The organism is Bacillus sp. AFS015802 (genome assembly GCF_002561455.1).
Lineage (GTDB): Bacteria > Bacillota > Bacilli > Bacillales > Bacillaceae_B > Rossellomorea.
Genome location: NZ_NTUP01000008.1, coordinates 142,795 through 155,332 on the forward strand (window position 1 = coordinate 142,795; position 12,538 = coordinate 155,332).

Below are 12,538 nucleotides of genomic sequence, written 5' to 3' on the forward strand. Positions count from 1 at the left end.
TCAATATCCTTCATAATATAGGGAGGATAAAGAGTAATGGGGGAAAGTAGAATGATGCAGGGGAAAAAAATACTGTTATGTGTTTCTGGCGGAATTGCGGTATACAAAGCAGCAGCCTTAACGAGTAAGCTGGTTCAAAGCGGTGCTGAAGTAAAGGTGATCATGACTGAGTCAGCACGTAAATTTGTGGCTCCACTTACGTTTCAGGCGTTATCCCGTCAAGATGTGTACTGGGATACCTTTGATGAAAAAGATTCGGCGAAGATTGCCCACATTGATCTGGCGGATTGGGCCGATCTTGTACTGGTAGCGCCGGCAACGGCCAACATCATCGGAAAGCTTGCGAACGGGATTGCAGATGATATGATAACCACGACGATCCTGGCCACCACGGCGAAAGTCTGGATCGCCCCGGCCATGAATGTACATATGTATGATCATCCAGCGGTGAAGCGCAACATCGAAACCCTTTTTGAGTTTGGCTGTCGATTTGTCGAACCAAGTGAAGGGTATTTAGCATGCGGATATGTTGGAAAGGGCAGGCTTGAAGAACCGGAAAAAGTGGTAGAGCTTGTGGACCGGTATTTTTCAGATCGTGAAGGGGAAGAAAGACTGCTGCACGGAAAAAAAGTAGTGATAACCGCGGGACCTACGAGGGAAATGGTGGATCCCGTCCGCTTCTTCTCCAACCGGTCCACCGGGAAAATGGGTTATGCCCTTGCAGAAGCGGCCATCTCCCTTGGGGCAGAAGAAGTAGTGTTGATTTCCGGACCATCCGGATTAACGGTTCCAAAAGGGGTAGAATGGATCCCGGTCACAAGCGCGGAAGATATGTATCAGGCGGTTCACGAAGTATTTCCAAAGGCAGATATCGTCGTAAAGAGTGCTGCCGTTGCTGATTACCGACCGAAAGAGATTCTGGAAGAGAAATTAAAGAAAAAAGATGGAAATCTTGTAATTGAATTTGAGCGTACGAAGGATATTTTAATGAGTCTTGGTGAGAGGAAGACTCATCAGTACCTTATCGGGTTTGCAGCAGAGACGACGAACGTCGAAGCGTATGCAAAAGCAAAGCTTGAGAAAAAGCGTGCGGATATGATCGTCGCGAATAATGTGAAGGAAACGGGATCAGGCTTTGGAACGGATACCAATAAGGTGTCGATTGTCACAAGCGGTGGAGACGTTCGGGAGCTCCCTTTATTATCAAAGGTAGAGGCAGCGAAAGAAATCTACAAAGAAGCCATTCGGCATATGAAGAAGGGTGCCCCGCATGAACGTCGCTAGTGTCATCGTCGACGTCCCTGCCATGCAGACGGATCGGACTTACGATTACAGCATCCCTGATGAATGGAAAGGAAGTATCGTTCCCGGTATGAGGGTCATCGTTCCGTTTGGTCCAAGAAAAATCCAGGGCTTTGTCATTGAATTAAAGGATAAAGGGGAAGTCTCTAAGCTTAAAGCGATCGTCGAACCGATGGATCTTGTGCCGGTCCTGAATAAAGAGTTACTCGCACTCGGGGACTGGCTAACAGAGAAGACCCTATGCTTTAAAATCTCAGCCTTTCAAGCGATGCTCCCTGCTGCGATGAAAGCGAAATATGAAAAGTTCATTCAGCTTGAAGAAGGGATGGGTCCAGGTGAACTTCATCCTTCCCTTCAACACTTCTTTCAGAAGGGAAAAGAGATATCCTGGAAAGCGATTGAAGAAAGCGGCCTGCTCCCCCTGGTACATAAAGAGGTCAAAAAAGGATCTGTCGAAGTAATCTACAGGGTGAAAGCGAAGGGGAAAAAGAAAACGGTCCGCATGCTTTATCTTAACGTGCCACCAGGTAACGTGGATGAAGTGAAGAATGATCTGCCACCCCAGGCGAGCAAGCAAAAACAAATCATCGATTATATGATGGATGCGGCGCCGGGCGGGGATGGGATTCTTGCATCCACACTCACCGAAGCGATGCATACGACTTCAAGCACGGTCAAGAACTTAGTCCAAAAAGGGATCCTCATTGAGAAGAACGTGGAAATGTACCGCGATCCTTTTGAAAACAGAACCTTTGAGAAGACGTCTCCCCTGCCACTGACTTCCCAGCAGGAGCAAGCGATTCGCCCTGTTTTAAACACCATCGAAAAGGGGGAACATCACACTTTTCTTCTATACGGTGTAACAGGCAGTGGAAAGACAGAGATTTATCTGCAATCCATCCAACGTGTCTTGCAGGATGGTAAAGAGGCTATTGTACTCGTTCCCGAGATTGCCCTGACCCCCCAGATGGTTCACCGCTTTAAAGGTCGCTTTGGTGACGATGTCGCCGTACTGCACAGCGGATTATCCGTAGGGGAAAAATACGACGAATGGAGAAAGATCCAGCGCAAGGAAGTAAAAGTGGTGGTGGGGGCACGCTCTGCCGTTTTTGCCCCATTTGAGAATATTGGGATCATCATCATCGATGAAGAGCATGAAACGAGTTACAAGCAGGAAGAAAATCCACGTTATCATGCGAGGGACGTTGCGATCTATCGGGGTGAATTCCACCAGTGCCCGGTGATTTTAGGCAGTGCGACCCCTTCCCTGGAATCCTTCGCCCGTGCCTCGAAAAGTGTATACGAACTGCTTACATTGGATAAACGGATGAATGAGGGACCCCTTCCATCGGTGGATATCGTGGATATGAGGGAGGAACTGAGGAAGGGAAACCGCTCCATGTTTTCAACCAATCTGTTCGAGAAGCTGCAAGCCCGGATCGAAAAGGGAGAGCAGACCGTCCTTTTCCTTAATCGCAGGGGGCACTCATCCTTCATCATGTGCAGGGATTGCGGATTTGTCCTGCAATGTCCCAACTGTGACATCTCCCTGACCTATCACAGGTTTTCGAACGGGATGAAATGTCATTATTGCGGATATGAAGAAGGCGTCCCGACCACTTGTCCGGAATGTACCAGTGAACATATCCGTTATTTTGGAACGGGTACACAGAAGGTGGAGGAGGAATTGACGAAACTCCTCCCCGATGCAAGGATCATTCGCATGGATGTTGACACCACTTCCCGGAAAGGTTCCCATGAAAAGCTCTTGACAGCCTTCGGGGAAGGGAAGGCAGATATCCTCCTGGGGACACAGATGATCGCCAAGGGACTGGATTTTCCGAATATCACCCTTGTCGGGGTCCTCAGTGCCGATACAATGCTTCATCTGCCCGACTTCAGGGCAGCAGAAAAGACGTTTCAATTATTGACTCAAGTAAGTGGGCGCGCCGGAAGGCACACACTGCCCGGGGAAGTCGTCATTCAAACGTACACACCGGAGCACTATTCAATCGAATTAGCATCCCATCATGACTACAACCGGTTTTACCAGCAAGAGATGGTGATGAGAAAAATGGGGTCCTATCCTCCTTTTTACTACATCACACTGATCACGTTAAGCCATGAAGATCTCATGAAGGTTGTGGATATCTCGGAGAAAATGACAGCTTATATACGTTCGAAGCTATCCGACACAACGATCATCCTTGGGCCGGTTGCATCACCAATCCCCAGGATCAAGAATAGATATCGCTATCAATGTTTGATAAAATACAAGCGGGAACCAAATCTTGGCAGCACATTAAAGACTGTGCTTGATCAGTTTCAACAACAGTATGCATCACAAGGGCTCACAATCTCGATAGATGTGAACCCTTATATGATGATGTAACACTATTCACATAGAAAAATGGAGGACAGTTATGGCAATACTTCCAATCGTCATGCATCCGAATGCCATCTTGGAAAAAGAATGTGAGAAGGTAACGGAGTTTGATAAAAAACTAAAGAAATTACTGACCAATATGTATGACACGATGATTGAGGCGGATGGTGTAGGGCTTGCAGCCCCTCAAGTGGGTATCGACCTTCAGGTAGCCATCGTCGACATCGGGGATGATTCGGGGACGATCGAACTGATCAATCCTGAAATCATCGAGAGTGACGGATCTCAAACCGATCTTGAAGGGTGCCTGAGTTTTCCGGGACTATACGGTGAAGTGACACGTCCCTATTCCATCAGGGTCCGGACGCAGGACCGGAAGGGAAGAACGATCGAATTTCAGGCTCAGGACTTTTTAGCAAGGGCAATACAGCATGAAATTGATCATCTCCACGGCATTTTATTCACCTCAAAAGTAGAAAAATACGTGACAGAAGAAGAACTGGAAGGGTATGAAGCTTAATGACAAAAGTGATTTTTATGGGAACACCTGATTTTTCGGTTCCTGTACTTCAATCTTTAATAGACGAAAATTATGATGTGATTGCGGTTGTGACACAGCCTGATCGCCCGGTTGGGAGAAAAAGGATCCTTACCCCCCCACCTGTAAAAGTGGCAGCGGAGAAGCATGGTATCCCGGTCTATCAGCCTGAAAAGATTAAGAATGAAGAAGAGTTGAACCAAGTGCTGGCATTGAAGCCCGATCTTATCGTGACGGCTGCTTTCGGACAGATCCTCCCGAATGAACTGCTCGAGGCACCACAGTACGGATGCATCAATGTCCACGCCTCATTACTTCCTGAACTGAGAGGCGGAGCACCGATTCATTATTCCATTCTTCAGGGGAAAAAGAAAACGGGGATCACCATTATGTATATGGTGGAAAAACTGGATGCAGGAGACATCATCAGTCAAGTGGAAGTGGATATTGAAGAACGTGACCATGTGGGCACCCTTCATGACAAACTGAGCGCTGCAGGCGCGAAGTTGCTGATCGAAACCATCCCGCCGCTTCTGGAAGGTGAAATTACCCCTGTGAAACAGGATGATGCTGAAGCCACATTTGCCCGAAACATCAAACGGGAACAAGAGAAGATAGACTGGACGAAAGACGGGGAAGAAGTCTATAACCATATCAGGGGACTTCATCCTTGGCCGGTTGCGTACACCACATTTGACGGTTCTGTCATGAAGGTATGGTGGGGAGAGAAAGTGAACGTGAACCCATCTTCCCCTGGAGAAATCATCAGCGTTGAGGAGGATGGTTTCGTTGTTGCAACCGGGAATGCAATAGGAATCAAACTAACCGATATTCAGCCTTCCGGTAAGAAGAGAATGAGTGCAAAGGACTACCTCAGGGGAGCCGGGTCACATGTAAAAGCCGGTATGATGTTAGGAGAAGAAAATGAGTAAACGAAATAAAACTGTACGTGAAGCAGCACTCGAGGTCATCGAGTCGGTTGAAAAAAATCAATCGTATAGTAATTTACTGCTTCATACCGTGATAGAGAAAAACGAACTGCCGAGTAAGGACATCGGTCTTTTGACGGAGCTGACGTATGGGACCATCCAACGGAAAATGACGCTGGATTTCTATTTAGCCCCATTCATTAAAGGAAAGCTGGATGGCTGGGTACGCCAATTATTGCGATTATCCCTCTATCAGCTGGTCTATTTAGACAGGATACCGGATCGTGCCGTTTTTTATGAAGCGGTTGAAATCGCAAAAAAAAGAGGGCATAAAGGAATCTCCGGTTTAGTCAATGGAGTACTGAGATCTGTGCAGCGCAAAGGTCTGCCGACTCTCGATTCCATCAAGGACCCGGTGGAAAGGGTCGCCATCGAAACGAGTCATCCCTACTGGCTTGTGAAGAGATGGGAAGAGCAATTCGGCCTGGAGAAAACGAAAAAGATGTGCGAAACCAATTTAATCGCACCTAATCAAACGGCTCGCGTGAACACAACGAAAGTCAGCCGGGATGAACTGTTAGAACTGTTGACGGATGCGGGAAGTGACGTGAGGGAAAGTCCCATCGTCCCAGAGGCGGTCCAGTCACTCAGGGGGAATATCGCCAAGACAGAAGCCTATGGAAAAGGGCAATGCACCATCCAGGATGAAAGTTCGATGCTTGTCTCCTATGCCTTGAAGCTTGAAAAAGGTATGAAGGTGTTGGATGCATGTGCGGCACCGGGAGGGAAAACCACCCACATCGCGGAGAAGCTCTCCGGAACAGGGGATGTCCATGCTTTGGACCTGCACAAGCACAAGGTCAAATTGATTGACGAAAATGCTTCCCGGCTCGGGCTGACCAATGTTCACACGGCTGTCCTTGATAGCCGGAAAGCCGGAGAGAAATTTGAAAAAGAAAGCTTCGACCGAATTTTAGTCGATGCACCATGCTCCGGTCTGGGTGTCCTCAGAAGAAAACCGGATATCAAATATGCAAAAAAGGAAGCGGATCTTCAATCTCTTCAAAAGATCCAGCTCGACATTCTTTCAGCCGTTGCGCCATTATTAAAAAAAGACGGTTTATTGGTTTATAGTACATGCACAGTGGACCGAAATGAAAATGAAGGGACCGTCACATCTTTTCTCAGTGATCACCCTGAATTTGAGCTTCATCCACTCGACAACTTGCCGGATGCGGTGAAGCCGTTCATTGAGGGCAGCCAAATGCAAATATTCCCACAAGATTTCGGAGGGGACGGCTTCTTTATTTCGTGCTTCCGAAAAAAGGATTGAGTCGATTTTCATCAAATGTTGAAAGTAAAGCAGGAAAATTCACTGTAAAAGTCGTAAAAGTACAACAGACCTTTAGTATGTGCTAGACGGAGCGACATGAAATAGGTGCAGAAGAAGAGAAGAGGTGACCTAAGTGAAGACGGTTTATTATACGGACAAAGGGAAAGTACGCCAACTCAATGAAGATAGTGCCGGCGTTTTCGTGAATCAACATGGAGATCTTTTAGCTGTTGTAGCAGATGGGATGGGCGGCCACAGGGCGGGGGACGTTGCCAGTGAGCTTACCATTTCCATCTTAAAGGACTTATGGGAGAAAACCGAGAAATTTCACACCGCTGATGAAGCAGAAAATTGGTTAAAAACAACTATTAACGAAGTAAACAAAGAAGTATATACTTATTCTCAATCCAATTCCGAGTGCGAAGGAATGGGGACGACACTCGTCGGAGCCATCTGCACTTCGTTATTCGCCACCATTGTCAATATCGGTGACAGCAGGGGGTATATCTTGAACGAAAATGGGTTTCATCAGTTAACTGAAGATCATACCCTTGTGAATGAATTGGTCAGAAGCGGTGAAATCTCCAAGGAAGATGCAGAGCATCATCCAAGAAAAAATGTGATACTTAGAGCGATTGGAACGGAAGCTACCATTACGATGGATATTAAAACGATCATGTTCGAAGAGGAAGATGTCATTCTTTTGTGTTCAGACGGTCTTTCTAATAAAGTCTCTACAAAAGAAATGAAAGAGGTACTGGACCAGGATCACTCTCTGGAGAAAAAAGGGGAGTCGCTCGTTCATTTAGCCAATGAATATGGCGGTGAGGATAATATTACCGTAGTAATTGTTGAGTTTGCCGCTGAAACGGAAAGCGGGTGAAAACATGATGGAAGGTAAGCGCATCAGTGGGCGTTACAGAATCATTAAACTCATTGGTGGAGGGGGAATGGCCAATGTTTATTTAGCTCACGATGTCATTCTTGATCGTGAAGTGGCCATTAAAATGCTCCGGATCGACTTTGCCAATGAAGAGGAATTCATTAAGAGATTCCAACGGGAAGCCCAATCTGCTACAAGCCTTGCTCACCCGAATATCGTGAGCATCTATGATGTAGGGGAAGAGGACGACCTTTATTATATCGTCATGGAATATGTCCATGGCATGACGTTAAAGCAATACATACAGCAGCACTCGCCGGTACGTGTCGATAAGGCGATCGATATCATGAAGCAGTTGACCATAGCGATGTCACATGCGCATCAGAATCATATCGTGCACCGGGACATCAAGCCTCATAACATCCTTCTTGATGAAGAAGGAAATGTGAAGATAACCGATTTTGGGATCGCCATGGCACTTAGTGCCACATCGATCACACAGACCAATTCGGTCCTGGGATCAGTTCACTACCTATCCCCCGAACAGGCACGGGGCGGCATGGCAACGAAAAAATCGGATATTTACTCACTCGGGATCGTGATGTTCGAGTTGTTGACGGGCAGACTGCCGTTCTCAGGAGAATCCGCCGTCTCGATTGCCTTGAAGCATCTGCAATCTGAAACACCGTCATTGAAAAGGTGGAATCCCGACATTCCCCAAAGTGTGGAAAATATCGTCCTGAAGGCAACGGCCAAGGACCCCTTCCGACGATATGACAGCCTTGAGGAAATGGATGAAGACCTTTCAACAGCCTTGGATCCGGATCGCATGAATGAACCCAAATTTGCCGTTCCCCTTGATGATGAAGCGACAAAGGCCATTCCGGTCATTACGGACCAGAAGGCTTATTCGAACCTTGATGATACCATCGTCCATCATCAAACCAATGCACACGATGTCGAGACAAAGCCGACCCCGCCGGTGAAAGAGGGGAAGAAGGGGAAGAAGAAGGATAAATCCAACCCTCCCAAGAAGAAAAGTAAAAAGAAATGGCCGATATTGATTATTGGTTTATTCTTTTTGTTGATTCTGTTGGGAGTTGCCGCTGTGACGATGGTACCTGATTTACTGGGGCCGAAAGAGATAGAAGTACCGGAAGTTTCTGAGATGGACCAAACCGAAGCGATTTCAGCGATCATCTCTGCAGGGTTTGTAGTAGGTGAAACAAAAGAAATAGCCGATGAAACGATTCGTGAAGGTTACGTAATCAAAACGAAACCTAAAGCGGGACGGATGGCTAATGAAGGATCCGAGGTCGATATTTACGTCAGTACCGGTAAAGAAAAAGTGGAAGTCGGGGACTATGTCAGCAAGGATTTTGAGGAAGTGTCGGCTGAATTGGAAGCAAAGGGATTTACGGTAGAGAAAGACGAAGAGTTTAATGAAGATGAGGCCCAGGGAACGATCCTGGATCAGGACCCTTCACCAGGGGAAGAAGTCGTGGCTGAAGAGACGACGATAACCTTTAATGTCAGTAAGGGGAGAGAATCTTTTGATTTAGACAGCTTGGTAGGTTTCGATCAAACGGCACTCGATAAATATGAAGCATCAAAAGGTTTAAATATCATTGTTCAAAGTGAAGAATTCTCATCAGAAGTAGAAGACGGCAGGGTTATTTCTCACAAACCTAATCCAGGTACGCCTATTTCAAAAGGGGAAACGGTCTACGTAGTAATGTCTAAGGGAAAGGAACCTCCTAAGGAAGAGGAGCCACCTAAGGAAGTCCCTACCGAAGAATTTACTTTTAAAGTAACCGTTCCTTACACAAAAGGTGATGGGACTCCTCAACCAATAGAAATTTGGATTGATGACAAAGACAGTAGCTATGAAGATCCCGATCCTGCTGAAGTGGACGGTATTACCCAGGAGAAAGAGTACACTATAACGTTAACCTTAGAAGAAGGAACTCAGGGGAAATACAAAATATTGAGAGATGGAAAAGTGTATGAAGAAAAAATTGTTGAGAATCCTAAAGAAGAATAAATGTTAACTGCCAAGGGGCTGTGCCTGGGTTTTCACGACCTGACGGGACAGTCCTCTTGTTTTCCTTTATAATGATAGTGATACATAATGAAGAGGACTGAATGATTCAGATAAATATGGTTGAATAGGAGGTTTCGAATGCCTGAAGGAAAGATTATCAAAGCCTTAAGTGGATTTTATTATGTACTTTCAGAGGGAAGCGTCACCCAATGTCGGGGCAGGGGGAATTTTCGTAAAAATAAAATAACGCCCCTGGTCGGTGATCATGTTGAATTTCAAGCAGAGAACAAAACGGATGGGTACATCCTGAAAGTGTTTGATCGAAAGAATGAATTGGTGCGGCCCCCGATCGCAAATGTCGATCAGGCCATATTGGTCTTCTCTGCCAGTGAACCCGATTTCAGTCCGGCCCTGCTGGACAGGTTTCTCGTATTAGTGGAAAGTAAAGAAATCGAACCACTTATCTGCGTAACGAAAATGGACCTGCTTACACCGGACCAATCACAAAAAATCGAACAATATGTGACAAATTACCGTTCATTTGGGTATGAAGTTCTGATGACCTCTTCAAAAACCGAGCACGGAGTAGAGGAATTAACCCCTTATTTAAAAGATAAGATCTCTGTCTTTGCCGGTCAATCCGGAGTAGGGAAATCATCTTTGCTGAATGCTCTGAAGCCCGAACTGAAATTGAAGACGGCCATGATTTCTTCCCACCTGGGGCGTGGGAAGCATACGACCCGCCATGTAGAGCTCATCGATATAAAGGATGGGCTGGTCGCCGATACGCCAGGCTTTAGTTCACTGGAGTTTTCAGAGCTTGAAATAGAAGAGCTGCCGCAATGCTTCCCAGAAATGGTAGAGGTAGCTGAACAGTGTAAATTCAGGGGTTGCCTTCATATCAATGAACCGAAATGTGCAGTGAAAACGGCAGTGGAAGAGGGAGAGATCCCTGATTACCGCTACGACCATTACTTAACTTTCCATAAAGAAATCAAAGATAGAAAGCCGAGGTATTAAAATATGAAAATCGCACCATCCATTCTTTCTGCCAATTTTGCAGAGTTAGGAAATGAAATCAAAGAAGTCGAACAGGGGGGAGCGGACTATATCCATGTGGACGTCATGGATGGTCACTTCGTACCGAATATTACGCTCGGGCCAATGATCGTAAAAGCGATCCGTCCACTTACAACGTTGCCATTGGATGTCCATCTCATGATTGAAAACCCAAGTCAATACATCGAAGCTTTTGCCGATGCGGGGGCGGACTATATTACCGTCCATGTAGAAGCAGACCCCCATTTGCATAGAACGATCCAAATGATCAAAGGCAAGGGAGTCAAAGCGGGTGTCGTCCTGAATCCAGGTACCCCCGCAGAATCGATCAGACCTATCTTGCAAGATGTCGATATGGTCCTCTTGATGACCGTAAACCCTGGATTTGGCGGGCAATCATTCATCCCGTCGGTCGTACCGAAAATCAAGCAGATCCGTGAATGGGCCAATGAAGTCAATCCTTCACTCGAAATCGAAGTGGACGGTGGCATCAATCCTGAAACGGCTGCCGTTTGTGCCGAAGCGGGTGCAGACGTATTTGTAGCTGGATCTGCCATCTATAATCAGAGTGATCGTGGAGCGGCAATTGAAGAATTGAAGAAATCTCTCGCATAAGAGAGGACAGGCTGATCCATAGGGTCGGTCTATTTTTATAAAAAGGGAGTGGAGATATGGAAATCAATATCGTTGCCGGCGGACCTGTAAGATACATCCCAAACTTGCACTCATTTTGTGGTGAAGAGGTGAACTGGGTTGGTGTCGACCGGGGTGTGTACACCTTATTGAAACAGCAGATCGAACCCCATATCGCGTTCGGGGATTTTGATTCAGTGAACACGGAAGAGTGGGAGCTGATCCAGGTAAAAGTCCGGGAAGTAAATCGCTATCAGCCGGAAAAGGACGAGACGGACCTTGAACTTGCATTGAACTGGGCGATTGATCAGAAACCCGCCAAAATTTCCATTTTCGGTGCCACCGGGGGAAGGCTTGATCACTTCATGGGTAACCTGCAATTATTAATGACTCCGAAACTTTTAGAAGCCCGCATTAAAGTGGAAATGATTGACGTTCAAAATCGGTTATACCTTGCTGAATCCGGTGAGCATTCCGTTGAACGAATCCCGGAATTACAGTATATTTCCTTTGTCCCTGTAACCCGGAATGTCGAAGGGATCACCCTCACCGGCTTTAAGTATCCATTAAAAAACCGGAATATTTCTAGAGGATCCACACTATGTATTAGTAATGAACTTATACAATCATCTGGTACTTTTTCCTTTTCAAATGGCATATTAATGGTGATAAGAAGCAGCGATAAAAGCTTCTGATGACCAGGTAGAAAAGAAGACGTACTTAACTGAAACTGCTTGAATAGACTGAACTGTTGTCAAGCGAAACATTACGTTCTTTAGATTGTGGGGAGGGACTTTAAATGCGCTTTTATACAATTAAATTACCAAAATTCTTGGGTGGACTTGTGAGGGCGATGTTGGGAACGTTTAAGAAAGAATAAATGGTTTGTAGGGGATGGCATGGGTGCCATCTTCTTTTTTATGGACAAAAACGGGTGAACTTAAGAAGATATATACCTCGATACTGTTCATAATAATCTTCTCAATAAGATGTCCTGGCCTTTATAGAAGATCCAGCAGCAAGAAAGATAAGCGGAATTTTTCCGGTTATATACAGAGTAAACCTTGTATTTGAGATTGTAAGCGGAGTTTTTCCGCTTATACAAGAAAAATCATCCGTTTTTGTGACTTTTTTAAGTCAATAGCCGGAATTTTTCCTCCTATTCCACCCTTTTTATACAGTAATTTCTAAATAAACGGAATTTTTCCGGTTATTTATCACCTCTGATGCTTAACCTGATCTCCAAAGAAGAAGTAGTGTCCTTCTTGAACATGTCGGGCCTACCCCAAGCCGCCTCCGCTTTTCACCATGTCCAACTCCGGCGGCTAGGCCCTCGAGGTCATAAGTCATATCAACCAAAAAGGCAAAGGGCGCCTTTCCGGTTGATTCGCCTTATGCTTGTCGGGCCTACCCCAAGCCGCCTCCGCTTTT

General features: G+C 46.0%; 11 protein-coding genes. All 11 read left to right on the forward strand.

Features of this window, described 5'->3' with window-relative positions; all coding sequences use genetic code 11:
• The first annotated feature begins 51 nt into the window (after nucleotides 1–51).
• Nucleotides 52–1,284: a bifunctional phosphopantothenoylcysteine decarboxylase/phosphopantothenate--cysteine ligase CoaBC gene (gene coaBC / locus CN378_RS05795; RefSeq protein WP_098350989.1), complete on the forward strand. Its 1,233-nt coding sequence runs from the start codon at nucleotides 52–54 to the stop codon at nucleotides 1,282–1,284.
• On the forward strand, nucleotides 1,271–3,694 hold the full coding sequence (gene priA, locus CN378_RS05800; protein ID WP_098350971.1) for a primosomal protein N': 2,424 nt from the start codon (nucleotides 1,271–1,273) through the stop codon (nucleotides 3,692–3,694). Before coaBC ends, priA begins: the two co-directional genes overlap by 14 nt.
• 31 nt (nucleotides 3,695–3,725) lie before the next feature.
• The gene (def, locus tag CN378_RS05805) at nucleotides 3,726–4,208 is read left to right on the forward strand and encodes a peptide deformylase (RefSeq protein WP_098350972.1); all 483 of its coding nucleotides are present in this window, start codon (nucleotides 3,726–3,728) and stop codon (nucleotides 4,206–4,208) included.
• The gene (gene fmt / locus CN378_RS05810; protein ID WP_098350973.1) at nucleotides 4,208–5,158 is read left to right on the forward strand and encodes a methionyl-tRNA formyltransferase; all 951 of its coding nucleotides are present in this window, start codon (nucleotides 4,208–4,210) and stop codon (nucleotides 5,156–5,158) included. Before def ends, fmt begins: the two co-directional genes overlap by 1 nt.
• Nucleotides 5,151–6,488 (forward strand): 16S rRNA (cytosine(967)-C(5))-methyltransferase RsmB, encoded by a 1,338-nt coding sequence (gene rsmB / locus CN378_RS05815; protein ID WP_098350974.1) that lies wholly within the window; start codon nucleotides 5,151–5,153, stop codon nucleotides 6,486–6,488. Before fmt ends, rsmB begins: the two co-directional genes overlap by 8 nt.
• A 133-nt stretch (nucleotides 6,489–6,621) precedes the next feature.
• The gene (locus CN378_RS05820; RefSeq protein WP_098350975.1) at nucleotides 6,622–7,371 is read left to right on the forward strand and encodes a Stp1/IreP family PP2C-type Ser/Thr phosphatase; all 750 of its coding nucleotides are present in this window, start codon (nucleotides 6,622–6,624) and stop codon (nucleotides 7,369–7,371) included.
• A 4-nt stretch (nucleotides 7,372–7,375) separates the two neighbouring features.
• Complete coding sequence (gene pknB / locus CN378_RS05825) at nucleotides 7,376–9,415, forward strand: Stk1 family PASTA domain-containing Ser/Thr kinase (protein WP_098350976.1); 2,040 nt, start codon at nucleotides 7,376–7,378, stop codon at nucleotides 9,413–9,415.
• 138 nt (nucleotides 9,416–9,553) lie between these two features.
• Nucleotides 9,554–10,435: a ribosome small subunit-dependent GTPase A gene (gene rsgA / locus CN378_RS05830; RefSeq protein WP_098350977.1), complete on the forward strand. Its 882-nt coding sequence runs from the start codon at nucleotides 9,554–9,556 to the stop codon at nucleotides 10,433–10,435.
• A gap of 3 nt (nucleotides 10,436–10,438) precedes the next feature.
• Nucleotides 10,439–11,089, forward strand: coding sequence for a ribulose-phosphate 3-epimerase (rpe, locus tag CN378_RS05835; RefSeq protein ID WP_098350978.1), 651 nt, complete (start codon nucleotides 10,439–10,441; stop codon nucleotides 11,087–11,089).
• Between the two features lie 56 nt (nucleotides 11,090–11,145).
• Nucleotides 11,146–11,802 (forward strand): thiamine diphosphokinase, encoded by a 657-nt coding sequence (locus tag CN378_RS05840; RefSeq protein ID WP_098350979.1) that lies wholly within the window; start codon nucleotides 11,146–11,148, stop codon nucleotides 11,800–11,802.
• Nucleotides 11,803–11,906: 104 nt separating this feature from the next.
• Nucleotides 11,907–11,987, forward strand: coding sequence for a stage V sporulation protein SpoVM (gene spoVM / locus CN378_RS05845; RefSeq protein WP_032088878.1), 81 nt, complete (start codon nucleotides 11,907–11,909; stop codon nucleotides 11,985–11,987).
• The last annotated feature ends 551 nt before the right edge of the window (nucleotides 11,988–12,538 follow it).

Coding starts and splice junctions, on each gene's coding strand:
- coaBC (WP_098350989.1), top strand. CDS start 52: ATGATGCAGGGGAAAAAAATACTGTTATGTGTTTCTGGCGGAATTGCG.
- priA (WP_098350971.1), top strand. CDS start 1,271: ATGAACGTCGCTAGTGTCATCGTCGACGTCCCTGCCATGCAGACGGAT.
- def (WP_098350972.1), top strand. CDS start 3,726: ATGGCAATACTTCCAATCGTCATGCATCCGAATGCCATCTTGGAAAAA.
- fmt (WP_098350973.1), top strand. CDS start 4,208: ATGACAAAAGTGATTTTTATGGGAACACCTGATTTTTCGGTTCCTGTA.
- rsmB (WP_098350974.1), top strand. CDS start 5,151: ATGAGTAAACGAAATAAAACTGTACGTGAAGCAGCACTCGAGGTCATC.
- pknB (WP_098350976.1), top strand. CDS start 7,376: ATGATGGAAGGTAAGCGCATCAGTGGGCGTTACAGAATCATTAAACTC.
- rsgA (WP_098350977.1), top strand. CDS start 9,554: ATGCCTGAAGGAAAGATTATCAAAGCCTTAAGTGGATTTTATTATGTA.
- rpe (WP_098350978.1), top strand. CDS start 10,439: ATGAAAATCGCACCATCCATTCTTTCTGCCAATTTTGCAGAGTTAGGA.
- CN378_RS05840 (WP_098350979.1), top strand. CDS start 11,146: ATGGAAATCAATATCGTTGCCGGCGGACCTGTAAGATACATCCCAAAC.
- spoVM (WP_032088878.1), top strand. CDS start 11,907: ATGCGCTTTTATACAATTAAATTACCAAAATTCTTGGGTGGACTTGTG.